The organism is Pseudomonas juntendi, assembly GCF_021560075.1.
GTDB lineage: Bacteria > Pseudomonadota > Gammaproteobacteria > Pseudomonadales > Pseudomonadaceae > Aquipseudomonas > Aquipseudomonas juntendi.
This window is the reverse complement of the sequence record NZ_CP091088.1, coordinates 2,345,319-2,371,128: the sequence shown is the minus strand read 5'-3', so window position 1 is coordinate 2,371,128 and position 25,810 is coordinate 2,345,319. Positions and strand designations below refer to the sequence as shown.

Below are 25,810 nucleotides of genomic sequence, written 5' to 3'. Positions count from 1 at the left end.
TTCAGTCCTGTTTGTCCTTGATTGCCTTGAGTAAAGCCGCGATATCCGCCCGCCGGCCTTGGTCCGCCAGCTCACGCCCCGGCCGCGGCGGCGCCTGCATGGCCTTTTGCAAGGCAGCAGTGGCTTCAGCGTAGCGCTTTTGCCGGTACAAGTGGTCGGCCCAGAAATAGTTGCTGTCGATGCCGTTGGGGTTGATCTTCAGGGCTTCGCGCAACAGCTTGTCCGCCTTGTCGCCGTCACCGAACCCTATCGGCCAGCCCGGCACCTGGTCGTAAAGCGTGCCAAGGCTGGTATAGGCCGAGCCCTGCAGGGCATCAGGGTCCAGCTTGATGGCCTGCTCCAGGCTGGCCTTGGCTGACTTGACCTTGCCCAGCGCACCGAGCCCACCCACGGCGCCAGCCCAGCTGCTGTTGATGATGCCTTCCCAGATCAGCGGCTCGGGGGTGCCGGGGTGCTGCCTGACGAATGCCGCCGCCTCACCGGACAACTTCTCGAAAGCATCGGCACGCTGGGCCTTGGGCGTCTGATACTGGATTTGTGCCCAACGCTGTTGCAGCGCGCTGAGCTGCTGGTTTCCGGCTGGATCCAGTGCCCAGGTGAACGGGGTGAACGCCAGCAGGCTGACGAAGGCCAGTCGCTTCATTTGCTCGACTCCTTGATATGGCCGCCAATGTAGCGGCGAATGACAGGCAATTGCTTGCGCAGGGCACGGTCGACCACCCCTGGCAACATGCCGTTGATGCGTACGAAGAGCTTTTCCGGCCACCCCAGGTACAGCTCGCTGCGCTCCGACTGGACGGCTACGAGCACGGCGCGGGCGACATCGGCCGGGTCGTCCATGCCGACCTTCAGCGCCTGGTTGAGCGCGGTGGCGGCGCTGCTGTTCATGGTGGTGCGGGTGGCCCGCGGGGCGGCATACAGCACATTCACCGTGGTATCGGCCAACTCACGGCGCAACGCCTCGGAAAAACCGCGCAGGGCGAACTTGCTGGCACAGTAGGTGGCGTAGCCGGGGTAGCCGATCGAGCCGTAAGTGGAACCGACATTCACCACCAGCGCCTTGGGTTGCTCGCGCAGCAGGGGCAGGCAGGCACGGGTCAGATGCAGGGGCGCCTTGATGTTGATGTCGAGCAATTCATCCAGCGCGTACTCGTCCAGCTGGTCCAGCAAGGCAAAACGGTTCACACCGGCGGCATTGATCAGCACATTGACCCCGCCCATTTCACGGGCGCGGCTGACCACCTGTTCACGCCCGGTCGGCGTACGCAGGTCGGCCGTTTGCCAACGCAGGCGCTCAGGGTAGCGGTTCATCAGCCCCGCCAGCTTGCCCATGTGCCGGCTTACCGCCAGGACCCGGGCACCGGCTGCACACAATTGCTCGGCCAGTTCCAGGCCGATGCCGCCACTGGCCCCGGTCAGCACCACCACCGACTCATGCAAGCGCATGCTGCACCTCGGCATGCTCAGTGCGTGGCAAACCTTCGAACATGGCGGTATACAGCTGGTACACCACCTTGGCGGCGTGCAGCACCGCCTGCTGGTCGGCCACGTCGTCCAGCCGATCCATCAGGCTTTTGTAGGTGACCATGTGGTCCTGGTCCAGCGCGCCGTGGGAACTGAGGTAGCTGAAGGCCTGGTTGGGCAACCCGAGGGTGCTCTGGATCGCCCCGGCAGCATGGGTGGCCAGGGCGATGCTGGTGCCCTCCAGCACGTTGACCATGCCGAACAACCCCACCGGGTTGCCCCGTGCGATAAGGTCGTACAGATAGGCAACCATCAACTCGATGGGCAAGGCAGGCCTGCCGTCGCGTACCGCCTCCCAGTCACCGCCACAGGCCTTGATATCGTTGAGGATCCACTGCTCGTGGCCGTACTCCTCCTGGATGTACTCGCACACCGCGCCGCGCAACCACTCCAGCCGCGCCGGCAGCCGAGCGCCGCACGCCATCATCAGCGGCACGGTATGGCGCACGTGGTAATAGGCCTGGGTGAGGAAGGCGATGTAACTGGCCCGGCTTACCTGGCCGGCCAGCGCCTCGCGAATGACCGGCACCGCGAACAAAGCCTGACGTTCGTGGCTGGTTTGCAGCTGCAGGGTGTCGAAAAATGACATGGTAGACCTCATGACGGAATGTCGGACAACAAGGATTGATAACGCTGCAGGATCGCCTCACGGCGTGGGCGGCCATTGGCGGTCAGGGTGTGCTCGGCGACCGAGAATGGCGCTGGCAAACGCCGCCAGGCATGCACCCTGGCGTAGTCGGGCAAACTGGCATTACTGTGCTGCACGGCCTGCTCGATAGCCGCGTCCGTGGTGCCCGGGGCGAGCGGCCAGAGCAACGCCACGTTGCGCGGCATGCCCTCGCCATGAACGAACGCCTGGGCGATCACCCCGCTCTGGGTCAGCTCGGCTTCTACCCATTCAGGGTTGACGTTGCGCCCGAAGCTGGTGATGAACTGGTGTTTCTTGCGCCCGTTCAGGTGCAGGTAGCCTTCATCATCGAAAAAGCCCAGGTCGCCGGTGGCCCACCACGCGGTTTGGCTGGGCGTGTCGCCCAGATAGCCAAGCAGCAGGGTCCCGGCAACCAGCACTTCACCGTCTTCGGCAATACGCACCTGCACATGCGGCAATGGCCGGCCGACACTGCCCGGGCGCACCGCACCGGGGCGGTTCAGCGCCACCACAGAGGCACATTCCGACAGCCCGTAGCCCTCGAATACCGGCAAGCCTACGGCCTCGGCCCGCGCCAGCAGGCTGGGCGCCACACGGGCGCCACCCACCGCAACGAAACGCAGCATGCCAACCCCCATCAGCCCGCGCTCGATTGCCGTGACCAGCCCCAGCAGCAGTTGCGGAACCAGAATCAGGCTTTGTGCGCCGCTCAAGGCGATGGCCCCGAGCAGCCGCTTGAAATCGACCTGGCTGGCCCCCCCCATGCCCAGCTGGGCCTGTGGGTACAGCATGACACTGGCCCCTGCCAGCAAGGCGGCGTAAACGCCCAGGTTCTCCAGCAACACGCCCAGCGGAAGCACAGCGAGGTAGCGCCGAGGCTGCGTAGGCCGGCTGGCCTGTTCCAGTTCGTGTGCGACCCGCAACATGGCCTGCGCGCTCAGGCACACGCCTTTGGGGTTGCCGGTACTGCCAGAGGTGTAGGTGACCTTGGCGGTACCTTCAGGCAGGGCCACCGCAGGCAGCGCTGGCCGCGACCAGAAGCCTTGCTGGTCGACGAAACCCAACCGCCCGAGCAAGCTCTCCCAGGTGGGCGGGCCGAGCACCAGGCTGGCCCCGCTCTGTTGCAGGCAATGCTCCAACTGGGTTGGGCTGAAGAAGGTGGGCACCGTCACGCAGGCGCGCCCCGAGACCAGCGCGGCCAGGTCCCACAACAGCAGTTCGGGACCGTTATCCAGCCCCAGCACCAGCACACCGGCCTGACGCTGGCGCAGGGCCTCGGCACGCTGTAGCACCTCGGCAAGCAGCTGCTTGTAGGTGTAGCGTGCACTGGCCCCTTCCAGCGCGGGCGCGTCACCATGGGCCAGCAATGCCTGCCAGAAACGTTCAAGTTCAAGCGGCATGGCCGGTCTCCTCGTCCAGCACCGGAAAGCCCAGGCGGCGAAACACACCAGCGCTACGCAGCAAGTCGAAGCCTTGGCCGATTTCACCCGCGTACACCTGCGGATGCTGGGCGTAATAGCTGCCCCATTGCGCAACGGGCTCGTCCAGGCGTGCCGGGTCGGCCTGCGCCAGCACGGTAGGTGCCAGGCCCAGGCGCTGGAAACTGTTGATCAAGGTGGAGGCACCGGTGAACGCCACCCACTTCAGCCCACGGGTGGCAAGCAGCCAGGTCACGGCGGTGATCATGATGCGTGCGCTGCCAGCGCTCAGCGACGCCAGGTTGCCGACCTCGACCATGCACTCGCGGGCAACGGGCAGGCTGGTCAGGCGGGCAACCGCGGTTTCCAGGGGCACGTCCAGGTAACGCTCGAGAAACAGCGGCCCACTGCTGGCCGGGCGCAGACCCGCCGCCGCGATCAAGTGCCCGTGGCTATCACGCAAGGCCAGCAACTCGGGCAGGTAATGGTGTACATCGGCGTGGTGAACTTCAGCGAAACAGCGATGAATGAACTGCTCGAGCGCCTCCCGGTCAGGGTCGTCCGGCAGATGCAGGGACAAACAGCCGTGATGCGCTGCATGGGTGCCTATCGGCAATGGGAGCAGGTGGCTCCAAAGGGTATGGGTCATGGGACTCCCCCCTGATTAATGGGTTGGGCGAAGTATCAGTGACGAATCTGAAGGGAATCTGAAGCCGGCAGAACAAACGCCCGGAAACCGAACGGTCGATAGCCAAGCCGTTGCTTTTATCTACCGCCTGGCCCAAGCTCAGCCCTTCTTGCCGCCATGGACCCCCCGATGCCCAGACGCAACCGCTACCTGATCGCCGTGCTGCTGTTGATCCTGGTATCGGCCCTGTTCGGGTACCTGTGGCGCGATACTCCGTCAGCCCAGCCGACCTTGCCGGCGCATAGCTATGCCAAGGCCCTGCGCCAGGCCCACGACGGTCGGCCTGGCGCTGCCAGGGTGCTCTACCAGCAGTTGCAACGCACCGACTTGCCCGCGATCCGGCGCGCAGCCCTGTACGCCGAGCTGCCCAACTACCCTTCGCCACTGGCCTTGAAAATCGCCCGGCAAGACCTGGAACACGCCGAGCCACTGGTGCGCCGTGCCGCCATCGCAGGTATCCGCCGGCTGCTGCCTGCGGCGCAGCGCAGCCTGGTGCTTGGCCCGCTGCTGGACGATGACGACCAAAGCGTGCGCTTCGCTGCCGTGGACGCCTTGCTTGGCCTTTCCCCGGATGACATAGGCCTGTATTTCGGCCCGCTGCAGGCGGCCCTGGAGCAATACCAGCAAGCGCTGGCGCAACAACCCGAGGAAGCAGACGCGCAAGTGCACCTGGCGCGCTTGTACATGCACGAAAATGACTACACCCAAGCTGCGGTAGCCCTGCAACGTGCACTGACCGTCGCCCCAGGCAACCTCGATGCGCTAGCCACCCAGGTGCGCCTGCTGGAACGTCAAGGCCAACACGATGCCTCACGCCAGGTGCTCGGCAAGGCATTGGCCCTGAGCCCGGACTCGGCCTTCCTGCAATACCAGCTGGGGCGCTGGCTGATCCGCCACCAGCAACGTGAGTACGCCTTGCTGGCACTGTCCCGCGCGGTTGAACTGGACCCGGACAACGTCGATTACCGCTATACCCTGGCGGTCACCCTGCATGCGCTGGAGCAACTTGATGCGGCGCAGAAGCAGCTGGAAACCGTGCTCAGCCAGCAACAGGCCAACCGTCGCGCGCGGGTGTTGCTGATCCAGTACTGGAAAGAATCCGGCCAACTTCAGAACGTGCAGGTGCTGCTGGCCGAGCTGGAGCAGCAAAACCCGGATGACCCCGCTCTGCAGCAAGGCCTCTAGTCTGCCTGAAACCTGTTGAACCCTGAGCCCGTGCCCAGGGTCCAGTGGTTATCAGGCCACTCTGCAGGAGAATTGCCTTGGCCAGTTCGTTGGCGCTGGATGAACGTGCGTTGATCCTCGCCCCACCGCCGTTGGCGGCGCAAACCTCGCACCTGCTGTCGGCGGCCGGCATCAATTGCCTGTGTGCCACCGACCTGGCGCACCTGCATGCGCGCCTGGCAGAAGGCGCCGGCCTGGCGATCATCGCCGAGCAGGTGTTCAACGCAGGCCCTAGTGCCCTGCTGCAGGCCTTTATCGACCAGCAACCGCACTGGTCGGATCTGCCCATCGTGCTGGTGACCCAGGGTGCATGGTCGGCCAGCCGCGTGCACAATCACCCGGTCGGCAACCTTATCCTGCTGGTGCCCCCTTTCTGCGACGACCAACTGCTGCACATGACCCAGTCCGCGCTGCGCCACAGGCGTCGGCAATACCTGACCCGCGACCAGCTCAAAAACCTGCAGCAGCGGCTGGATAACGGGCTCGCCCAGCCTGATGAGCCGGCGGAGCGCTACGCCCAGGCCCGCTTCCAGGCGCGCAAGATGGAAGCTATCGGCCAACTCGCTGGCGGCGTGGCCCACGATTTCAACAACCTGCTCACCAGTATTGGCGGCAGTTTCGAGCTGATAGACCGGCGCCTCAAGCAAGGCCGCGCCGACGGCCTGGACGGCGTGTTGCGCCTGGGCCGCGAAGCGGTGTCACGCGCCGCCCGCCTGACCCATCGTCTGCTGGCCTTCTCATGTAGGCAGTCGTTGCACAGCCGATGCGTCAACCTGCACACCCTGTTGCAGACCAAGCAGCTGAAGGCTCAACTCAAGCCTGCGATAAAGTTGCAGGTGAGCATCGCCAAAGGCCTGTGGAACGCGGAAGCTGACGACCAGCAGTTGCGCGAGGCCCTCGACAATCTGATCCTCAATGCCTGTGAAGCCATGCCCAGCGGTGGCCTGCTGCGGATCGAGGCAACCAATCAGCCTATCTACAGCAGCCCCATGGCCGATGGCCCCTCACCGCCGGCGATTACCTGCGCCTGAGCGTGATCGATAACGGCCAGGGCATGGCGCCAAGTACACTGGAGCACGCATTCGAACCCTTCTTCAGCACCAAAGCGACCAGCCAAGGCATCGGCCTGGGCTTGTCGATGGTGTACGGGTTCAGCAAGCAATCCCATGGCCATGTCACCCTGCACAGCCAAATTGGCAAGGGCACGCGGGTAGACCTGTACCTGCCGCGTCACATCGACCAGGCACCCTCGCCCGCCCAACCGTTGGTAACTGCGCAAGCCACACACGGCCACCGGGTGCTGTTGGTCGAGGACGACCTGCATGTTCGCGAACTGCTGTGCCAGGCCCTGCGTGACAATGGCTTCACGTGCCTGAGTGCGGCCAACGCCGAGGAGGGGCTTGAGATGCTACGCGCCTCGCAACCCATCGACCTGCTGATCAGCGACGTAGGTTTACCCGGCATGAACGGTCGGCAACTGGCGGAGATTGCACGTAGCTTGCGCCCCCGGTTACCGGTGCTGTTCATTACCGGCTACGCGGAAACCGCGATGGCGCGCGAGGGCTTTCTGGGGTGCGATATGCACCTGATCTGCAAGCCATTCGAACTGCGACAGCTGCAGGAACAGGTGGCCATGATCCTTGGCCAACCCTGAGGGGCTCACTGTTCAAGCATGCGCAACGCCTGGTCTGCCAGGTCTGCCAGCGAAAACGGCTTGTTCATCAACGCTGTGCCAGGCTGTTCGAGCAACTGGGGCTCCACCGGTTGCCCCGCATAGCCCGTGATGAACAGGATGTTCTGCTGCGGCAGTTGCATGCGCATGGCCTTGGCCACCTGGCGCCCGCTGAAGCCTCCCGGCAAACCGATATCGGTGATCACCAGGTCGAACGGACCGTCATGGCGAAACCGCTCCAATGCGGTATTGGCGTCGCTTGCGTCAACCACCTGGAAACCGCGCTCAACCAGGTATTCACGCATCACCGCGCGCAGATTGAGTTCGTCATCCACCAGCAGCAGCCGCTCACCCTGGGCCATGCGTTGCGTACTTTGCACCGGTTTGCACTCATCAGGAAGCGGCTCGAACGTTCTGGGGAACAACATCGACACCTTGGTCCCCTGGTTCGGCGCAGACTCGATCCACGCATAGCCCCCCGACTGGCCGACAAAACCGTAGACCATCGACAGCCCCAGGCCGGAGCCACGGCCGATGGGCTTGGTGGTGAAAAAAGGCTCGAACGCCTTGGCGATTTCCGCAGCCGACATGCCGTGGCCATCGTCCTCGACATGCAAGGCCACATAGTCACCCGGCGGCAGCCCGTTCTCGTCCGGGAACGCCGCGATCAAGCGTTCGTTGACGCTGCGGATCGTGACATTGCCCCGCTCCAGGCACGCCTCGCGGGCGTTGGTACACAGGTTGATCAATGCATTTTCGAGCTGGGTGACATCCAGGTTGACCACCCACGGGGCGACGTCCAGTTGCCAGTGCAAGCACAACTCCGGACCCAAGGTCCTGCGCAACAACGGCTCGCACAGGCGCAACTGCCGGTTGAAATCCAGCGGCTTCGGCGCCAAGGGTTGGTGGCGGGAAAAGGCCAGCAAACGGTGGGTCAGCTCCATGGCCCGCATCACCGAATCGCGGGCAACATCCACATAAGCACCGATCCGCTCCGGGCGCCCCTCCTGGAGGCGGCGCTGGAGCAGCTCAAGGCTACCGCCGATACCAGACAGCAGGTTATTCAACTCATGGCCCATGCCCCCGGCCAGTTGCCCCACGACTTCCATCCGTTCAGTGTTGCGCATCAGCGCTTCGGACTGGCGCGCTGCCTCCTCGCGGTCCTCACTGATATCCTGGCCGACTACGGTGAGCAAGCGCCCATCGAAGCGCGCGCTCCAGCGGAAGGTATGGTAATGCCCATCGCGGTGCCGCAAGCGGGTCTCGATCGGGTCTGCGCTGCTGGCTTGCAGTAACGCCGACACCACCACCTGCACCTCGGTCCGATCTGCCGGGTGGACCAGTTCCAGTACCGACACCCCCTGGATCTGCTGTTCGTCCCAACCCAGCACCCGGTGCCAGGCGGGGTTGGCGGCATGCACCTTCAGCTCCGGGGTAACCCTCATCATCGCATCGCGTGACATCTGCCAGATCTGCTCGTGCTCCAGCACATGCCGCTCGATCTGCTGCTCGAAGCCTTGCGCCTGCTCGCGCCAATGCCGGTGTGCCTCGACGCTGGCAGTGGTCTCGATCACCGTGTGCAGAAAGCCCGCGACATTGCCTTGCTCATCGTGCAGGGGCGCGTAACCGAATGCGCACCACAGTGGCTCGCCGCACGGGTCACTGCCGATGCGCAAGGGAGGGTCCTCGACAAAGTTCGACTGCCCTTCCAGGGCCTTGAAAACCCACGGCCCCACTGTCGGCCAGATTTCGCGCCACAGCGTGTCGAACGCCTGGCCGAGCCCATCCGCAGCGCCGCCGCGCAATGCACGGTAGGCATCATTGTGCACCACCGTCAGGTCTGGCCCCCAAACCACGGCACAGGGGAACGGCGACAGGTGCATCATATCCACCGCGATGCGCAACGAAGCCGGCCAGCGCGGCAGCGGCCCTAGCGAGGTGCGGCTCCAGTCCAGCTGCACGATCCGGTCGTCAACCGGCCTGCGGGCTGCGGCAGCAGGCGGTTGAAGGCGGATCTGTGGCTCAAGGCCAAGTGATGATTTTTTGGTGACCAATGTCATGGCTCCAGCATGGCCAAGGGGGCTGGGGGTAATGCTATTGAAGTTAGCACAGCACGTTCGGCCCACCATGGCGGAGTTCAAGGTGCTGGCCCGGCTGGCAGGCCGATAGGGCTTACGCAGGTTTGCGCAATTACTGTCACGCGCGCTTTCTTCGGCCTACAGCCGAACGACCATCGAAGACCTAGGCTGTGGGCTCGGCTGTTCAACTGGAACAGCGTTGCAGCGGGGCGCAATAGGTCTATGTCGTACATCGTCAACGCCGGGCGTAGCATGCTGGAGTTGCTGTTGCTGATCGTGGTGGGGCTGGTACCCGTGGTATCCGGGTTGCTGGTGATGATCCTGCAACTGCAAACGAAACTTGCGGAGAATGCGGCTGTTTCCGTGAAGGAAGCGGTTTACAGTGTCGATCAGGCATTCAACCGCATGCAGGAAACCGCGTTGCGTTCACTACCGCTGGCCGGGCAGCCTTGTGCCAGCGCCCTGAACACCTTGCAGGATCATGTCACCAGCCTGTCCATGCTCAGGTCCCTCACGCTGGTAGAGGACGAGCAGGCCTATTGCAGTACCACGCCGGACCCGCTGGAGGATTTGACCGCATTTGCCACGTCTGGCCGCCAGGTCGAGATTTCCTATGGGCTCGCAGACACCCGCCGCAAACTGCTGGTGAACCTGTATACGGCCGACAATAACCAGGGTGTCATTGTCACGGCGTATGCCTCCCAGCTTCGCAGCGAGCTGGACGCTTTCCAGGACGGGTTGACGCTGCTGCTGGAATTCGACGACCGCTACCTGTGGAGTGGCGGCGACAGCCGCGCCGGCGCACGCCCCTCGCAGGACGAGTTTTCGACCAGCATGCTTTCGCAGAAATACGGCTATCGGGTCGTAGGCGGCTATGCCGAAGGTTTCACCGCGCGGGAGATTCGCCAGTCGATGCGCCAGACCCTGCCCTCCTTGCTACTGGTGGGGGTTCTGACCGCCTCGGTGGTTTTCCTGGCGCTGATGAAAGGGCGCGCGAACAGGCGTAGCCGCGCCGCCGAAGGGACATGACGGCGGCGCCACTACCAGCGTGTCAGTCGGTGCTCAGCACGCCGCGACGCACCTGGTCACGCTCGATGGATTCGAACAGGGCCTTGAAGTTGCCTTCACCAAACCCGTCGTCGCCTTTACGCTGGATGAACTCGAAGAACACCGGCCCGAGCAGGGTTTCCGAGAAAATCTGCAGCAGCAGGCGCTTGTCTTCCGGCTGCGAGGCACCATCGAGCAGGATACCCCGCGCCTGCAACTGATCGACCGGCTCGCCATGGCCGGGCAGGCGCTCTTCGAGCATTTCGTAATAGGTTTGTGGCGGCGCCGTCATGAAGCGCATGCCGAACCCCTTCAGCGCGTCCCAGGTCTTGAGCAGGTCATCGGTCAGGAAGGCAACGTGCTGGATGCCCTCACCGTTGAACTGCATCAGGAACTCCTCGATCTGCCCGGCGCCCTTGGACGACTCTTCGTTGAGCGGAATGCGGATCATGCCATCCGGGGCGGTCATCGCCTTGGAGGTCAGGCCGGTGTACTCACCCTTGATGTCGAAGTAGCGGATTTCACGGAAGTTGAACAGCTTCTCGTAGAAGCCCGCCCAGTAGGCCATGCGCCCACGGTAAACGTTGTGGGTGAGGTGGTCGATGATCTTGAGGCCGGCACCGACCGGGTGGCGGTCGACACCCTCGATGAATTTGAAGTCGATGTCGTAGATCGAGCTGCCTTCCTCGAAACGGTCAATCAGGTACAGTGGCGCACCGCCAATGCCCTTGATCGCCGGCAGGCGCAGTTCCATCGGGCCGGTTTCGATTTCTACCGGCTGCGCGCCCAGTTCCAGCGCACGGGCATAGGCCTCATGGGCATTGCGCACACGGAAGGCCATGCCACATACCGATGGGCCATGTTCCGCGGCAAAATACGACGCGATGCTTCTGGGTTCGTTGTTCAGAATCAGGTTGATGCCACCCTGCCGATACAGGTGCACATTCTTGGAGCGGTGGGTCGCGACCTTGGTGAAGCCCAGCATCTGGAATACCGGCTCCAGCACGCCAGGGGCCGGGGCCGCCAGTTCGATGAATTCAAAGCCCATCAGGCCCATTGGATTTTCAAAGATATCTGCCATGTTCGTGTCCTCATCTGCAGCTAAAAATTAATGATTGCTTGGGATGCGGAACAGAAATGGCGGGGAGCACGGGATCCCTCGCACGCTGCGGGCGAGGAAGTCACCTATGATCAGCTTGAACCCATGGTATGTCATATGGACCCATTCTCGGCGGGCTTGATCCTTCGGAACTGAAGGACCTTATTGTTTTATTCGTAAACCGATTCTACATTGCGTAAATCCCTTTGTCGCGTTTTTGTTAAGGCCTCTGCCCGACTAACGGCTATGCTCTGTTGACCCTTCAGCGTAGCCCTTCAGCGTAGCCCTTCAACGTAGCCACCCAGCATGCCCCTTACAGCCAAACACCGCAGCGTCTTCAGTCGGCGCACCCTGCTACCGCTGGTGGTCGGCATGGTGCCGGTAGTGAGCGGCCTGGCGATCATGAGCTGGCAGATCGAACGGGAAATGCAGGCCAGCAGCCACGCCACCACGCAGCACGTGCTCGGCCATATCGAACACATCCTCGACAACCTGTCGAGCGCCGCCGACAGCTTGCTGGCGCACACCGATGTCCCCTGCGAGCAAGCCCAGTTGCTGCTGCGCACCCAGGTCACGCGCAATGCCTTCGTGCGCTCCACCAACCTGTTCAGGCACAACAGCATTTTTTGCACGTCGCTGTTCGGCGCATTCGATGAGCCAGTCAACCCCGCCGACTATGTCGATGGCAAACTGTGGCTGATGGATGGCAACTCGGTCACCCCAGGCCACCCACTGTTGGTGTACAGGGCCAGCCAAGGGGACCACGGTGCGATCAGCACGGTCGACGGCGATCACCTGCTGACGGCGCTGCGCCTGATAGGCGCCGACGAAGCGCTGTACATCCGCGTCGGCGACGCCTGGATGGGCAAGGACGGCATCGTGCACCATGGCCAACCGCCGGTCGCTGATCACGCCAATGTGCTGCTGGCCTCCACGCGTTATCCGCTGAGCGTACAGGGCGGGTACAGCGCCGCCGAGCAAAGCCGCCTGTGGCGCAGCCATTACCCTGCCCTGCTCGGCATGCTGCTGGTGCTGGGCGTGATCGCCGGCCTGGTATGCCACTGGCAGGTGCGCCGCGCCAACTCACCCCGCGCCGAGCTGAGGCGGGCGCTGGAGGCCGACGAATTCCTGCCGTACTTCCAGCCGGTGGTACGCAAGGGTGATTACCGCTGGGCCGGCGTCGAAGTGTTGATGCGCTGGAACCACCCTCAAGAGGGGCTGGTACGCCCAGACCTGTTCATCCCCTACGCAGAGCACAGCGGGCAGATCGTGGCCATGACCCGGGCACTGATGATGCACACTGCGCAAGCCCTGGCGCCCTATGCAACGCTGCTGGAGGACGGCTTCCACGTCGGCATCAACATCACGGCCGACCACTGCCGCGACCTGACCTTGCTGGAGGAATGCCGCACGTTCCTGCAGCACTTTCCCCCAGGCCGGGTGGTGCTGACCCTGGAGCTGACCGAGCGCAAGCTCATCGAACCCACGCCCGTGGCGCTCGAGCTGTTCGAAAAGCTCGATGCCATGGGGGTGAAGATCGCACTGGACGACTTTGGTACCGGCCAGTCCAGCCTCAACTACCTGCTTCAGTTCAAGGTCGATTACCTGAAGATCGACCAGCGCTTCGTGGCCATGATCGGTGCCGATGCGCTGTCGGTGCATATCCTGGAAACCATCATCGAATTGTCAGCCAAACTGGGCCTGGGCATTGTCGCCGAAGGCGTGGAAACCGAAACGCAGCGCGATTACCTGGCTCGCCATGGCGTGGACTATCAGCAAGGCTACCTGTTCGCCAGGCCCATGCCTGCAGAGCAGTTTCTCGAAGCGCTGGCCACCCGCCCCGGCGCCTCGCGGTTGCCGCAAGCCGCGCCCCCTGAGATCATTGGCGGCTGACCTAACCGCTCCACTCCTGTATTCGAGGCATTCGTGTCAAAAGGCATTGTTTCATCCGTCGTGGCGTCCTGCATGTTCGCCGTGATGTACTTCTATACCTCGTTACTCAGGCCACTCGATGGCGAAGAGATATTCGGCTGGCGCACGCTGCTGACCCTGCCCTGCCTGACCTTGTTCATGCTGGTTTCGAAAGACTGGAAACGCGTCGGCCAGTTGCTGGGGCGCGTGCGCCGCACGCCGGTGCTACTGCTCGGCATGCTCGGCACTTCGTGGCTGATGGGGGTGCAATTGTGGCTGTTCCTGTGGGCGCCCCTGCACGGGCGCAGCCTGGAAGTGTCGATGGGCTACTTCCTGCTGCCACTGGCCATGGTCCTGACCGGGCGGCTGGTGTACGGCGAGCGCCTGTCACGCCTGCAGGCAGTGGCCGTGGCCTGCGCCGCACTGGGTGTGGGCCACGAACTCTACCAGCATGGCAGTTTCGCCTGGGAAACCCTGGTGGTGGTGACCGGCTACCCCGTCTACTTCGTACTGCGCCGGCGCTGCGGCACCGACCACCTCGGTGGCCTGTGGTGCGACATGTGCCTGCTGCTGCCCTGGGCGCTGTATTTCGTGATGCAGGGACCGCTTTCCAGCGCTGACCTGCAGGCGCACCCAGGGTTGTATGCGCTGATTCCGCTGCTGGGGGCGATCAGCGCCTGCGCCCTGATCGCCTACGTGCTGGCCAGCCGCTTGTTGCCGTTCAGCCTGTTCGGCCTGCTCAGCTACGTCGAGCCCGTGCTGCTGGTGGGCGTGGCGTTGCTGCTGGGCGAAACCATCGGCCCAGACCAGTGGTTGACATACCTGCCGATCTGGGCCGCCGTGCTGGTGCTAGTGCTCGAAGGCGTCAAGCACCTGCTGCGTCAGCGTCGCCGTTCGGTGTAAGGCGCACCTGCCTTACCCGCCGTTCTTCGATCGCCTCCACGGTCAACGTCCAGCCATTGCAACACAGCTGATCACCCACCATTGGCAGGCGGTCGAGCAGGCTCATCACCAGCCCGGCGAGGGTCTGATAGTCCTCGGTGGCCCGGGCGCTGAAGCCGGTACGCGCCTGCACCTGGCTGAGGTTCAAGGCACCACTGACTACGAAACCCTCACCTTCCTCCACGATGCCAGGGCCGTCAACCTCGCTGGCATCCGGCAATTCGCCAGCGATCGACTCCAGGATGTCGGTCATGGTCAGCAGGCCGGTGAAGTCACCGAACTCGTTGACCACGAAGGCAATGTGCGTGGACTGGGCGCGCATCTGCTCCAGGGCGTTGAGGATACTGAAACTTTCCAGCAGGTTCAGCGGTACCCGGGCCATGCCTTCCAAGTCGGGCTGGTTACCCGACAGCAGCTCCTTGAGCAGCTCTTTCTTGTGCACGAAGCCCAAAGGCTCGTCGATTCGGCCGCCGCGTATCAGCGGCAGGCGCGAATACGGCGAGTTGGCCAAGGCCTGGGCAATGGCCTCGGGCGGCTGCGCCAGGTCAATCACATCGACCTCGGTACGTGCGGTCATCACCGTGCGAATCGGCCGCTCGGCCAGGTTCAGCACGCCGCTGATCATCACCCGCTCACGGCGGTCGAACAGCACCTGTTCTTCGCCACCCTCGACCAGGTCGGCGATTTCCTCGCCCACCTCGTCAGCTTCGACGCGACGGCCGCCCAGCAGGCGCAGCACGGCATGCGCAGTGCGCTCACGCAGCGGCTTGTGCTGCTGCAGGCTGCGCTTGCGCCGGGCGCGCGCCAGCTGGTTGAACAGCTCGATCAGGATCGAGAAGCCAATGGCCGCGTACAGATAGCCTTTGGGTATGTGGAAGCCCAGGCCTTCGGCGGTCAGGCTGAAACCGATCATCATCAGGAAGCCCAGGCACAGCATGATTACCGTGGGGTGGGCGTTGACGAAGCGGGTCAGCGGCTTGCTGGCAACGATCATGATGCCGATCGAGAAAATCACCGCGATCATCATCACCGACAGGTGCTCGACCATACCCACCGCAGTGATCACGGCGTCCAGCGAGAACACCGCATCCAGCACCACGATTTGCGCGACGATTGGCCAGAACGCAGCATGACGCAAGGTGCCGCTGGCTTGGGTCACATGCCCTTCCAGGCGTTCATGCAACTCCATGGTGGCCTTGAACAACAGGAACACACCACCGAACAGCATGATCAGGTCACGGCCAGAGAAGCTCTTGCCGAACACCTCGAACAGCGGTGCCGTGAGGGTGACCATCCAGGAAATGCTGGCCAGCAGGCCCAGACGCATGATCAGCGCCAGGCTCAGACCAATGACCCGGGCACGGTCGCGTTGATGCGGGGGCAACTTGTCCGCCAGGATGGCGATGAACACCAGGTTGTCGATACCCAGCACCAGCTCGAGGACGATAAGCGTCAACAGGCCTAGCCAGGCCGTAGGATCGGCTAGCCATTCCATTAGCGGGTACTCACGAGGGCAGCGTCACGAGGACGGGGAAGGTTTGGCCAGGACGGCCACGAACTGGGGGGCTCCGCGAAGGTGCTCATATAGACCTTGATAACAATTAGGGAGAATGATGCTACAAGGACATCAGGATTGTCTGACAGCGTAAAACTATTACAAAACCTGTAACAGACCGGCGGGCGGAATGAGGCGGGCCGCTGGGCGCGCATTTCGACGGGTCGCCTGGTGCGGGTACTTTTGTTCAATACACCCCACCCCGCGACCGGCCAGCATAGCCGCCTCACAACAAAATGGATCTCCTTCATGAGCTTGTCCCTCTCCATGGCCGCCTTCGCACTGGCGGCGTCCATCTCCCCCGGCCCTGTCAACATCGTCGCGCTCGGCAGCGGTGCCCGCCATGGCCTGCGGGCCAGCCTGGGCCATGTGACCGGCGCCACGCTGGGCTTCTGTGTGTTGCTGGTGCTGGTCGGCCTGGGCCTGCACCAACTGCTGGTGCGCTGGCCGGTGCTGGGGCTGCTGTTGCACTGGGGCGGTGTGGCGTTTCTGCTGTACATGGCATGGAAACTGGCCAGTGACAGCGGCGAGCTGGGCAGCACGCACCCCGAACAGGCACCGTCGGCCTGGCACGGCGCCGCCATGCAGTGGCTCAACCCCAAGGCCTGGTTGGCAGCGGTGGCCGGAGTTGGCGCCTACACGGGCGGCGAGCAGCAGCTGCTGTGGCTGTTCACCTGGATCTACGGGCCTATCTGTTTCATTTCGGTAGCGTGCTGGGCCTGGGCCGGCAGCGTTATCCGCCAGTACCTGGGCAACCCGCGGCATATGCGCCTGCTCAACCGAGGGTTGGCCGTGCTGCTGGTCGGCAGTGCGCTTTACCTGGTGATCTGAAGCCGGCCCAGCCGCCGCCTTTGGCGGCAGGCGCTGCTTAGGCAGGCGTGCACGCGCGGGCGCCAGCATTGCGGTAATGCCCCGGTGTTGCCGCCAGGTGCTGCTTGAAGGCGCGCTGCAAGTGCGCCTGGTCGGCGAAACCCGCTGCTTGTGCCACCTCGGCGATAGCCCGCCCTTGGCGCAGCTGCGCCCGCGCCAGTTGCACGCGCTGATCGAGCAGATAGCCGTGGGGGGTCAGCCCGAAGTGTTGGCCAAACGCGCGGATCAGGTAGGAACGCGAAAGGCCACAGGCAGCACAGATATCCTCAAGCCGCAGTGCATCGCAGCGATGGGCACGGATGAACGCGGCTGCGGCCTCCAGCCGTGGGTTACGCACTTCGGCGGCCTGCGCACTGCCCTGCAGCAGGGCGGGCAATTCGCGGAACAGCGTGGCCAGGCGCGCCTCGCGGTCCGGCACACTGGCATCGAACAGCTCGGCAAAAGCCTGCAACAGCCGCTGGTACAGCACGGCAGAGGTGCTGAGTGTCTGCACCGGCAAGGTGAACCCCAGCGCCTGCAGCCACGGCCAGTCGACGAACAGCATCAGATAGGACCACGGCTCCCCTGCAATCGGGTTGCAGGTATGCACGACCCCAGGGTTCATCAGGACGGTAGTGCCCGCCGCAACCTCATGGCGCTGATCGCCATTGAGGTAGGTGCTGCGCCCGCCGGTGATCACACCAATGGAAAAGCTTTCATGAGAATGCGCGGCGTAGCACACCTGGCGCCCGTCGCCTACCTTGCGGGCCTCGACAAAGGGTAGCGCAGGGTCGCGCCAGAACCGTGATACCTCGATCATTGCCATCCCCAGTTGCCGTGTGCCTGGATACTACACAGTTATTGCGGGAACAGGTCCAGAGTGCGTTCAACTTCACCGATATCGACCCTGAACCCGTCGCCCTCCGGCAGACCGACCACGAAGCCGAAGTGCTGCTGATCACGGTCGGTCAGGTACTTGTAGTAGCTGACGAAGCGGTTCGGCGGCTGCAGCGTCAGCAGGCAGCCGCCGGGCTGCAGCACATTCACGCCATGCACCAGTTGGCTGCCCTCCACGCCAATCACCACCTTGGCCCCGGCGCAGGCGGCGATGATGCTCGGCACATCCGACTTGAGCGGGTTGACGATGCGAAAACCCCGAGTAACCCGCAGGTGCTCGGCAACCGCCAGCTCGTTGCGCAGCAGGCGCAGGTCACCATCACCGCCGCGCAGCAGGAACACACCCGGGTGCGGCGCATGGGCGACATGCGCCAACAGCTTGTCGCCCATGGCACGGTAGCGGGCATGCCGGCTGCGGTTGTTGCTCTGATCGTCGAACAGCACCAGCTCCCGGAAAAACGCACTGCGCAGGCGCAGCGGCTGCATGTCCAACCAGTCTTCGTAGGCCGGTGCCTGGGTGAACAAGGGGTACCTGGCCGACGGTGCCGTGGTCACCGGCACGCCCTCGTTGCAGGCCAGCGCATACGTGGGGCAATCCTCCATCAGCCAGGTACCGAACCATGAATTGCCATTCTGCGTGCAGTAAATGGCAGCGCGGTCGATTTCATGGTCCACCACAATGCGCGGGAAAGTGTTCGGCTTCTGCGACAGCCAGTGGCTGGCCTTCCCCTTGTACAACGCCCCGTCGACCAGCCAGACATCCTTGATCAGGTAGCCACGGGTCGGCCCTTGCAGCGCACTAATGCCACCCTCCATGGTGCGCGCCGGGTGCACGTAGGGGTAGAACCGCTTGCCTTCCCATCCGGTGACCCGCTCCAACTGCCCCGGCAGGTAAATGGCCGGTGGCGACACCGTGGTCTCGCCCGGGGCGATGTCCCAACTTTTGCTGGCAAGGCTCTTGACGTCGATTGGCGAGGTTCTACCCAGCCGTTTGCGGGCGATGTAACGGTAGGCAGCCAGGGTCCAGCTGCGTGGCGCAGCGGCCGACGAAGCATTGAACTGCGAGATGTCGCTTGTCATGAAGCGTCCCCCTTGATGGCGAGGTTCAGCGCATGGCGCAATAGGATGACTCAACGCATCCGTGCGCCCCTTCAACTGCACATGACGCGCTGCATGATGGGGGGTGACTGCTGGTTGGCGTAGCGGTTGCGCAGGGCTTGCACGAAGGTTTCGCCAGTGGCGTTGTCGCCGTAGAGGTAGATCTTGTGCAGGCCGCCGAACACCATCTCATGGTAGCGGCTGGCAACTTCGTCATCACTGGGGCCTGCTGGCAGGCCCAGGTGCAGGGTCAGTTTGTCGCCTTCCATTGCAAACATGGGCGTGTCCCACAGAAACTTCGCCGTACCGGTCTTCGGCAGCCGCACGAACAGGTAAGCATGGTTGCCCAACGAATCGATGTCGCCCCCACGCCGCCGCTTCCACTTCAGCAAGCCGTCGTCCGGGCGCGCCAGGCACAGGCCGATGTCGTAATAATCGAAGCCGTGTTCCAGCGCCCATTCCAGGGCCATGAAGGTGGTGATCGAGTTCACTTCGCGCAACTTCCTGGCGTCTGAAAACACCGCTTCGCAATAGCCGAAGCGCAAGGTGCTCCAGTAACGCTTGCCATCACGCACCACCTCGCAGCCGAGGTGGCAGCCGATAACCTCATCGCCGCAGGTAATCAGGTCGAGCCGCCCGACACTCTGGGCAATGCGGAACACTTCGTCGGTGGGAAACTGCGCCGCATGAATGCCCTGCCTGGCAGTCGCGTACGGCCGCAACAGCTCACGGTCGGCCATGGCAATTTCGTCATCGGCAAGTGCCTGACGCATCTGGTAAAGCGGGCGGTTCTTGCGAATGCTGCGCCGCAGTTCACTGTCGTAGCGCGCGGTGATGTCTTCCAGGGGGCGCCCCAGTGGCACCACGGCGCTCAGATAGTGCGGCACCGACAGCGCGCCAGTGGTGGGCATTTCGCTGATCAGCACCACATGGTCGGCAGGTGCGCTGGCACTGGCGCTTTCCACGATCGCCGCACTGCCCTGCCCCTTGCCGCCAATCAGCAGCTTGGCCATTTCCCGTTGGTGCTTGCGGCCGATGTAAAGGATCTCGTAAGGGCTTTCCTGTTGCAGCCGAAACCTGGCAACTTCCCAGCGCCACAAACAGGCGCGCGCCATTACCTCACGCACTTGGCTGCCCAACTGTCTGATTTCGTAACGGGTGGAGGGCGATATGAATTTTCGCGCCGCTGCGGTCAAGGTCGCTTTCATTTCTTCTTCCACGTCCTTTGAAGTGCCAGGGTGTATCGGAACAAGACAGATAAACAGCGGAAAAACACCTAACGCATTGATATTCAAAGGTTAGGCCGCACATTAACTTCACATTCAGTAACAATTTAAGGTGGGCGAAATCACTTTGGCAAGTGGCACTTGGCTGGTATTTGTCTGAATTATTCTGGCGTCAAATTTCCTGCCGCCACTGCGTTTAGTTGCAACAGATTGCTATAAGCGTGCCGACATCACGATAACCGGTTACCACTTCGCTATCGATAACTGGCGTTTGATGCCTTCTTTGCATAAAGAGGTGCATCATCATGATAGGCAACAATCCACACCACGCCCTGCTCGCGGCACAACTGCCGCATTGGGCACGCCGTGCCAACCCCGGGCAATGGGGCGCTTTACAGGCCAGTCAACATGCCCCGTGGCAGTTGCAGGACTGGTTCGACAATGCCGCACCCGACCTGCGCGAGGCGGTTTTCGCCAGCCACAACCAGTTGCTGCATGCGCAAGCGGCGTTGGCGAAGGCGCTTAAAGGGCTCAAGCAGATCAGTGAGTTTGCCGAGCCACTGCTAAAAGGCCGCCTGGCAGAACATGGGCTGGACACGCCCTTGCTCCACACCCAACTACTGCGGGTCGAGCATGATTGGCATTGGCTGGGGCTGCGTCATCTTTACAGCCATCGTCGCGATAGCCTGCTGCAGGCTGCCCTGCAGAACTTCGCCGATGATGAAACCTTCACACCCGAAAGTGCCATTGCCCTGGGTAGTGATATACAGGTGGTTGCAGTTGAAGTACCCGGCACGGTACCGATTGGCATGCAAGCGCCCCCAGCACACTTCACCCTGCGGTCCGAGCGCTACCTGGTGAAGCGCCTGCCGCTGGCACCCCAGGCATTCGCGGCGCTGTGCCGGGAGCTGGACCTGGGCGGCACCTACCAGACCCACCTGGAGCAGCAGCTGGCCCGGCCCGAAACCCGGGCACTGGCTGTGCGCGCGCAGCAAGCACGCTTGCGCCTGGCCGCCGACCTGGCCTACCTGCGGCACCTGCTGGACGGGGCCTCACGGGACGAAATCCAGCGGCTGCTGCAAGGGCACCCCGTGCAATGTTGGCAGCTGGCGCTGTTCGGCATCACCCTGCACGAGGTCATGCTGATCGATGCCGGCGCGCACGGGCTGGTGTTGCATATGCCGGGCCACGAACCGGCCCTGCACCCGTGCAGTGACCTGGCGGCGGTGCACGCCACGCTGGCAACCCTGCTGGTGGAACCCGCTGAACGCCAGGCATTCGCCGCCTACATCCGGCAGGATGAACAGGCGCACTTCTTCGACATGCTGCAGCAGAACCTGGATGCGGCCGGCAACACCGCCTTCGACCGCCCATGGCCACGCGCAGCGCAGGCTGACCTGCGCCTGACCCGCCAGGCGATCACGAGCGAACCGTTCGGCTACTGCCATGACCAGTATCTGCTGCGCCTCAAGCATGAGGCCAGCCTGCTGGCCGTGCCCACCGCAGCAGCGGACGCCAGCGCCAGGGCCAGGCGGCTCGAAGTGTGGGAAAACCTGGGCTGGGACGCGCTCAATGCCGCCGCATTCTTCGTGCCCGGTGTCGGCACCTTGATGCTGGCGGTGACCGCCTGCCAGCTGCTGGGTGAAGCGGTGGAAGGCTATGAGGACTGGCAAGCAGGCGACCGCCAGCTGGCCCTGCGACACCTCGAAGCGATTGGCCTGAACCTGGCCCTGCTCGGTGGCTTCGTGGCGGCGGGCCAGGCGCTGCCCAAACTGTTCGACAGCCCCTTGATGGACAGCTTGCAGGAGGTGCGCAGCAATGATGGGCGCTACCGGCTGTGGAACCAGGACCTGGCACCTTACCGCAGTGACGTGCAACTGCCGGCCGACGTGCATGCCAATGCCCAGGGCCAGTACCTGCATGAGGGGCGCCTGTTCATCCGGATGGACCGCCACCTCTACGAACAACGCTTCGATGACGCCCGGCAACAATGGCGCATCGTTCATCCGCAAGCAGCCGAAGCCTGGCAGCCGCCACTGGAGCACAACACCCAAGGCGCCTGGCGCGGCGAACACGAGCAACCCGGTGATTGGGCGCTGGAGACAAGCGTACGCCGCCTGGGCGAGGCCTACGCCGCCTTTACCCCAGAGCAGGTCGAACACGCCGGCCGCATCTGCGGCATCGACAGCGAGCAGCTGCGCCAGGTGCATGTCGAAGGGCTGCCACCGCCCCCGCTGCTGCTCGACACCCTGCAACGCCTGAATGCGCAAGCCGCGGTGCAGGCCCTTGGCGACAGCGCACCGCCTGGGCTTTTCCAGCATCTTTACGAGGGTAATGGCGCGGTAGCGCCGGCGGTGCAGCAGTTGCTCGACACCTACCCACGGCTAACGTCCACCCTGGCCCGGCGCATGCTGATGCGCTTGAACGCCGCCGACACCGCTGCCTGGCAAGCGCATGGCAAGCTCCCTGCGTGGTTTGGCATGCAGCTGCAACAGCTGGACAGTGAATTGCCACTGGTGCGTGCCCTCGAGGGTGTGGTGCAACCGGCGTTTGCCAACGACGACAGCGAACGGTTGTTGTTCAGTGCACTCGACGCTCTGCCAGGCTGGCCCCGCGACCTGAGCCTGCAACTGCGCGCAGCCAGCCCTCAAGGGCCGCTGCTGGCGCGGGTTGGCAGTGAACACGCCGGCAGGCAAAGCCGGGTCATCAAGTCGGCCGAAGGCTACGAAGCTGACCTGGGTCAGCGGCCTGCCCCGGCAAAACGGGATCGGGACCTTTGCCGTGCGGTGGCGCAGGCGCTGCCAGCGCATGCCCGGCAATCTCTGGGTACGGCTGCCGACGGCAATGCCTTACGCGAGCACCTGCTAGGCTGGGTTGCCGAACACCGACAGACCCTGCCACAGCGCCTGTGGGGGCCGCGGGCCGTGCAGCCCAGGCCAACGGGTGGCTTGCGCGGCGGTCGCCCGCTGGCGCCGCTTGCGCCTGAGCCCCGGCAAACCGGTTCCGTAGAAGGCGCTTATCGGCGGATCTACCCCAATGCCAGCGATGCCGAAATCCAGGCCTGGCTGGGCCATGACGAGGACGAGCCATTGGCCGACGACCTGAGCTCGACCACCCAACGCCTGCGCGATCTGCACCAGCGCCTGCAAGACCTGCGCGGCGACCTGCAACGCTGGGTGCAGGCAGACCCTGCGCGCGCAGCGCAGCGCCAGCCCGCGGTACGCCCATTGGTCAACGCCTGGCGGCGCCTTTCAACCCTGCCTTTTGCCGCCACGGGGCGCATGTACAGCCTTGAGCTTTCCGGCCTGGGGCTGAACGACGAGGACCTGGCAAGCCTGGCGCTGCCGGATGATTTCGCTCATATCGAGCATCTTTCGCTCAGCCAGAACAGTGAGTTGAGCCACCTGCCGGCATCGCTTGCGCAGCGCTTCCCCAACCTCAGGCGCCTGATGCTGTCGGACTGCCGCTTCGACCGTGTACCGCGCCTGCCCCAGCCGTGGCAATTGCACTGGCTGGACCTGGACAGCAACCGCATTACCTGGGATGCCAGCGCCCAGCGAACACTGGACCGCTACACGCGGCTGGTGCAACTGGACCTGTCGGACAACCCGCTGATCAGCGCACCGGACCTGCGCAATCTTGCGCAACTGAAAACCTTGTTCCTGTCCGGTTGCAGCCTCGTCGAGCTGCCGCAAGGCCTGGACCAGATCAGCGAACCGTTCGTGCTGGACCTGGCTTTCAACCAGTTCCAGCACCTGCCTGCAAACTTCGCGGTCACCCGGCCTGTCGCCGATGCCTTGCGCCTTGAAAGCGAGTGGCTGGGCGCGCCCGTGCGGGCTCAGATCGATGCCTACAACGCCGCGCACCAGGTCGACCTGCTGGTCAGCGAAAGCGACTACCTGGATTTCTTCGACGAAACAGGCCCCGACGAAGCGGCGCTGTGGCAGCGCCTGCCGCTGCCGTACCGCCGTGACCTCAGGGCATTGCTGGACATGGAGCCATTCCAGTCTCAACCGCAGCATGCACGCGTGGAGTTCTGGCGACGGCTGGCCGTGCTCGACGCCGATCCGGCGCTGCGCCAGCAAGGCCTGATGCGCCCGGCCCAGGCACTGTTCACCCTGGCGCTCTGAGCAATCCGCAGCGCCTGGTCGAAACACCAGGCGCTGCGCTCACGGGTGTACCACACTGGTGTTTTTCCCGGCGCCGGTGCATGCTCAGTGCTGAAGCGATTCACCTGGCTTGAAATCCGCCCTGTAACGTGAGGTGCAGTAACCATGGACCGTCTGCTCGATTCACTCTTCCCCACCGCTGATAGCATCCCGGAAACCTGGCGCCTGGGGGGCCCACTGGAACAACGCGAATACCTGGTCAACGGGCAACTGCGACGCTGGGAAGGCCCGCTGGCCACGGTGCGCAGCCCCGTGTGGCTCAAGCAGGGTGACGAGGAACAGCAGGTCATACTGGGCAGCGCACCCTTGCTCGATGCCGATACCGCCCTCACCGCCCTCGATGCCGCCGTGCAGGCCTACGACAAGGGCCGTGGCGCCTGGCCGAACATGCGGGTGGCCGAGCGTATCCAGCACGTGGAGACCTTCCTCGCCCGTATGCGCGAACAGCGCCAGGCGGTGGTCAAGTTGCTGATGTGGGAGATCGGCAAGAACCTCAAGGACTCGGAAAAGGAATTCGACCGTACCTGCGACTACATCGTCGATACCATCAACGCCCTCAAAGACCTCGACCGCCGCTCCAGCCGCTTCGAACTGGAACAAGGCACGCTGGGCCAGATCCGCCGGGCCCCGCTTGGCGTGGCGCTGTGCATGGGCCCCTACAACTACCCGCTGAACGAAACCTTCACCACGCTGATCCCGGCGCTGATCATGGGTAACACCGTGGTGTTCAAACCGGCCAAGTTCGGCGTGCTGCTGATCCGCCCGCTGCTCGAGGCGTTCCGCGACAGCTTCCCGCCTGGGGTGATCAACGTCATCTACGGGCGCGGCCGCGAAACGGTCAGCGCACTGATGGCCAGTGGCAAGGTCGACGTGTTCGCCTTCATCGGCACGCACAAGGCTGCCAGCGACCTGAAAAAACTGCACCCACGCCCGCACCGCCTGCGCGCGGCCCTGGGCCTGGATGCCAAGAACCCGGGCATCGTGCTGCCGCAGGTCGACCTCGACAACGCGGTCGAAGAAGCGGTGACCGGTGCGCTGTCCTTCAACGGCCAGCGCTGCACGGCCCTGAAGATCCTGTTTGTGCACGAGGACGTGGTCGAGGCCTTCCTCGACAAGTTCCAGCGCAAGCTGGCCGCGCTCAAGCCCGGCATGCCGTGGGAACCTGGGGTGGCCCTGACACCCCTGCCCGAACCCGGCAAGGTCGACTACCTCGATGGCCTGGTCGCCGATGCCAGGGCCAAGGGCGCCCAGGTACTCAACGAAGGCGGCGGCCACAGCCGCGGCTCGTTCTTCTTCCCGGCGCTGTTGTACCCGGTCAACCCCAGCATGCGGGTGTACCACGAAGAACAGTTCGGCCCGCTGGTACCGGTGGTGCCCTACCGCGACCTGCAAACGGTGATCGACTATGTGCTGGACTCTGACTACGGCCAGCAACTGAGCCTGTTCGGCAACGACCCGCAGACCATCGGCAGCCTGGTCGATATATTCGCCAACCAGGTCGGGCGCATCAACATCAACGCGCAATGCCAGCGTGGCCCTGACACCTACCCGTTCAACGGCCGCAAGAACAGCGCCGAAGGCACGTTGTCGGTGGATGATGCCTTGCGGGTATTCTCGATCCGTACCTTGGTCGCCACACGCTTCCAGGACGCCAACAAGGAACTGATCAGCGACATCATTCGCAATCGCCAGTCCAGTTTCCTGACCACGGACTACATCTTCTGACCGCTCGCTTTTGCGCCTGCATGACCGATTCCCGGCAAC

The 25,810-nt window shown here is 63.6% G+C and carries 18 protein-coding genes and 1 pseudogene; 8 read left to right on the top strand and 11 right to left on the bottom strand.

All coding sequences use genetic code 11. The annotated features are described in order from the left end of the window. Position 1: 1 nt before the first annotated feature. Genes L1P09_RS10910 through L1P09_RS10890 form a run of 5 tightly spaced genes read right to left on the bottom strand, consistent with a single transcriptional unit; the run spans position 2 to position 4,240 of the window. Complete coding sequence (locus L1P09_RS10910; protein ID WP_235768813.1) at positions 2–643, bottom strand: tetratricopeptide repeat protein; 642 nt, start codon at positions 641–643, stop codon at positions 2–4. Then, a complete protein-coding gene (locus L1P09_RS10905) occupies positions 640–1,446 on the bottom strand; it encodes an SDR family oxidoreductase (protein WP_054903831.1) in 807 nt (268 codons plus the stop codon). The genes L1P09_RS10910 and L1P09_RS10905 overlap by 4 nt, the downstream gene beginning before the upstream one ends. Then, the gene (locus tag L1P09_RS10900; protein ID WP_029887138.1) at positions 1,433–2,113 is read right to left on the bottom strand and encodes a TenA family transcriptional regulator; all 681 of its coding nucleotides are present in this window, start codon (positions 2,111–2,113) and stop codon (positions 1,433–1,435) included. The genes L1P09_RS10905 and L1P09_RS10900 overlap by 14 nt, the downstream gene beginning before the upstream one ends. Positions 2,114–2,121: 8 nt before the next feature. Beyond that, on the bottom strand, positions 2,122–3,573 hold the full coding sequence (locus tag L1P09_RS10895) for an AMP-binding protein (RefSeq protein ID WP_235768812.1): 1,452 nt from the start codon (positions 3,571–3,573) through the stop codon (positions 2,122–2,124). Beyond that, positions 3,563–4,240, bottom strand: a complete 678-nt coding sequence (locus L1P09_RS10890; protein WP_054903829.1) for a thermostable hemolysin — start codon at positions 4,238–4,240, stop codon at positions 3,563–3,565. Before L1P09_RS10890 ends, L1P09_RS10895 begins: the two co-directional genes overlap by 11 nt. Positions 4,241–4,408: 168 nt before the next feature. Here L1P09_RS10890 and L1P09_RS10885 point away from each other — a divergent pair, with 168 nt between their 5' ends. Further along, positions 4,409–5,464, top strand: coding sequence for a tetratricopeptide repeat protein (locus L1P09_RS10885; RefSeq protein WP_232892178.1), 1,056 nt, complete (start codon positions 4,409–4,411; stop codon positions 5,462–5,464). A gap of 77 nt (positions 5,465–5,541) precedes the next feature. Continuing rightward, positions 5,542–7,157: pseudogene (locus L1P09_RS10880) on the top strand (ATP-binding protein). A gap of 5 nt (positions 7,158–7,162) precedes the next feature. Here the strand turns inward: L1P09_RS10880 and L1P09_RS10875 are convergent. Next, on the bottom strand, positions 7,163–9,235 hold the full coding sequence (locus tag L1P09_RS10875) for a hybrid sensor histidine kinase/response regulator (protein ID WP_054903826.1): 2,073 nt from the start codon (positions 9,233–9,235) through the stop codon (positions 7,163–7,165). Between the two features lie 240 nt (positions 9,236–9,475). Here L1P09_RS10875 and L1P09_RS10870 point away from each other — a divergent pair, with 240 nt between their 5' ends. Further along, the gene (locus L1P09_RS10870; RefSeq protein ID WP_029887132.1) at positions 9,476–10,282 is read left to right on the top strand and encodes a CSS-motif domain-containing protein; all 807 of its coding nucleotides are present in this window, start codon (positions 9,476–9,478) and stop codon (positions 10,280–10,282) included. A gap of 22 nt (positions 10,283–10,304) precedes the next feature. Here the strand turns inward: L1P09_RS10870 and hppD are convergent, their stop codons facing one another. Further along, complete coding sequence (hppD, locus tag L1P09_RS10865; RefSeq protein WP_232892180.1) at positions 10,305–11,381, bottom strand: 4-hydroxyphenylpyruvate dioxygenase; 1,077 nt, start codon at positions 11,379–11,381, stop codon at positions 10,305–10,307. A gap of 324 nt (positions 11,382–11,705) precedes the next feature. Here hppD and L1P09_RS10860 point away from each other — a divergent pair, with 324 nt between their 5' ends. Both L1P09_RS10860 and rarD read left to right on the top strand, forming a co-directional pair. Further along, entirely contained in the window at positions 11,706–13,292 is a 1,587-nt protein-coding gene (locus L1P09_RS10860; RefSeq protein ID WP_235768811.1) for an EAL domain-containing protein, read from the top strand. A gap of 33 nt (positions 13,293–13,325) precedes the next feature. Beyond that, positions 13,326–14,213 (top strand): EamA family transporter RarD, encoded by an 888-nt coding sequence (gene rarD, locus L1P09_RS10855; protein ID WP_235768810.1) that lies wholly within the window; start codon positions 13,326–13,328, stop codon positions 14,211–14,213. Here the strand turns inward: rarD and L1P09_RS10850 are convergent. Further along, positions 14,176–15,747: a TerC family protein gene (locus tag L1P09_RS10850; protein WP_235768809.1), complete on the bottom strand. Its 1,572-nt coding sequence runs from the start codon at positions 15,745–15,747 to the stop codon at positions 14,176–14,178. The genes rarD and L1P09_RS10850 overlap by 38 nt on opposite strands. A gap of 309 nt (positions 15,748–16,056) precedes the next feature. Here L1P09_RS10850 and L1P09_RS10845 point away from each other — a divergent pair, with 309 nt between their 5' ends. Continuing rightward, the gene (locus L1P09_RS10845) at positions 16,057–16,638 is read left to right on the top strand and encodes a LysE family translocator (protein ID WP_110677244.1); all 582 of its coding nucleotides are present in this window, start codon (positions 16,057–16,059) and stop codon (positions 16,636–16,638) included. Between the two features lie 37 nt (positions 16,639–16,675). On the opposite strand, the gene L1P09_RS10840 is transcribed toward L1P09_RS10845, so the two are convergent. The 3 genes from L1P09_RS10840 to L1P09_RS10830 all read right to left on the bottom strand — a co-directional run bounded on the left by L1P09_RS10840 (position 16,676) and on the right by L1P09_RS10830 (position 19,859). Further along, positions 16,676–17,476: an AraC family transcriptional regulator gene (locus L1P09_RS10840; protein ID WP_235768808.1), complete on the bottom strand. Its 801-nt coding sequence runs from the start codon at positions 17,474–17,476 to the stop codon at positions 16,676–16,678. Positions 17,477–17,514: 38 nt separating this feature from the next. After that, complete coding sequence (locus L1P09_RS10835; RefSeq protein WP_235768807.1) at positions 17,515–18,633, bottom strand: glycosyltransferase 61 family protein; 1,119 nt, start codon at positions 18,631–18,633, stop codon at positions 17,515–17,517. A 71-nt stretch (positions 18,634–18,704) separates the two neighbouring features. Beyond that, the gene (locus L1P09_RS10830; RefSeq protein ID WP_009685564.1) at positions 18,705–19,859 is read right to left on the bottom strand and encodes a GNAT family protein; all 1,155 of its coding nucleotides are present in this window, start codon (positions 19,857–19,859) and stop codon (positions 18,705–18,707) included. Positions 19,860–20,182: 323 nt separating this feature from the next. Between L1P09_RS10830 and L1P09_RS10825 the strand changes: the two genes are divergently transcribed. Together L1P09_RS10825 and L1P09_RS10820 are read left to right on the top strand one after the other, a co-directional pair. Then, positions 20,183–24,007, top strand: a complete 3,825-nt coding sequence (locus L1P09_RS10825; RefSeq protein ID WP_235768806.1) for a dermonecrotic toxin domain-containing protein — start codon at positions 20,183–20,185, stop codon at positions 24,005–24,007. A gap of 144 nt (positions 24,008–24,151) precedes the next feature. Next, positions 24,152–25,771 carry an NADP-dependent glyceraldehyde-3-phosphate dehydrogenase gene (locus tag L1P09_RS10820; protein ID WP_054903818.1) on the top strand — a complete coding sequence of 540 codons (1,620 nt, stop codon included), beginning with the start codon at positions 24,152–24,154 and terminating at the stop codon, positions 25,769–25,771. Positions 25,772–25,810: the final 39 nt, after the last annotated feature.

Bases quoted from the DNA above. Each gene is read 5' to 3' on its own strand.
- L1P09_RS10850 (WP_235768809.1), bottom strand. From the start codon at position 15,747: ATGGAATGGCTAGCCGATCCTACGGCCTGGCTAGGCCTGTTGACGCTT.
- L1P09_RS10830 (WP_009685564.1), bottom strand. From the start codon at position 19,859: ATGAAAGCGACCTTGACCGCAGCGGCGCGAAAATTCATATCGCCCTCC.
- L1P09_RS10885 (WP_232892178.1), top strand. From the start codon at position 4,409: ATGCCCAGACGCAACCGCTACCTGATCGCCGTGCTGCTGTTGATCCTG.
- L1P09_RS10825 (WP_235768806.1), top strand. From the start codon at position 20,183: ATGATAGGCAACAATCCACACCACGCCCTGCTCGCGGCACAACTGCCG.
- L1P09_RS10840 (WP_235768808.1), bottom strand. From the start codon at position 17,476: ATGATCGAGGTATCACGGTTCTGGCGCGACCCTGCGCTACCCTTTGTC.
- L1P09_RS10890 (WP_054903829.1), bottom strand. From the start codon at position 4,240: ATGACCCATACCCTTTGGAGCCACCTGCTCCCATTGCCGATAGGCACC.
- L1P09_RS10910 (WP_235768813.1), bottom strand. From the start codon at position 643: ATGAAGCGACTGGCCTTCGTCAGCCTGCTGGCGTTCACCCCGTTCACC.
- L1P09_RS10820 (WP_054903818.1), top strand. From the start codon at position 24,152: ATGGACCGTCTGCTCGATTCACTCTTCCCCACCGCTGATAGCATCCCG.
- L1P09_RS10835 (WP_235768807.1), bottom strand. From the start codon at position 18,633: ATGACAAGCGACATCTCGCAGTTCAATGCTTCGTCGGCCGCTGCGCCA.
- L1P09_RS10860 (WP_235768811.1), top strand. From the start codon at position 11,706: ATGCCCCTTACAGCCAAACACCGCAGCGTCTTCAGTCGGCGCACCCTG.
- L1P09_RS10845 (WP_110677244.1), top strand. From the start codon at position 16,057: ATGAGCTTGTCCCTCTCCATGGCCGCCTTCGCACTGGCGGCGTCCATC.
- L1P09_RS10875 (WP_054903826.1), bottom strand. From the start codon at position 9,235: ATGACATTGGTCACCAAAAAATCATCACTTGGCCTTGAGCCACAGATC.
- L1P09_RS10905 (WP_054903831.1), bottom strand. From the start codon at position 1,446: ATGCGCTTGCATGAGTCGGTGGTGGTGCTGACCGGGGCCAGTGGCGGC.
- L1P09_RS10870 (WP_029887132.1), top strand. From the start codon at position 9,476: ATGTCGTACATCGTCAACGCCGGGCGTAGCATGCTGGAGTTGCTGTTG.
- L1P09_RS10895 (WP_235768812.1), bottom strand. From the start codon at position 3,573: ATGCCGCTTGAACTTGAACGTTTCTGGCAGGCATTGCTGGCCCATGGT.
- L1P09_RS10900 (WP_029887138.1), bottom strand. From the start codon at position 2,113: ATGTCATTTTTCGACACCCTGCAGCTGCAAACCAGCCACGAACGTCAG.
- hppD (WP_232892180.1), bottom strand. From the start codon at position 11,381: ATGGCAGATATCTTTGAAAATCCAATGGGCCTGATGGGCTTTGAATTC.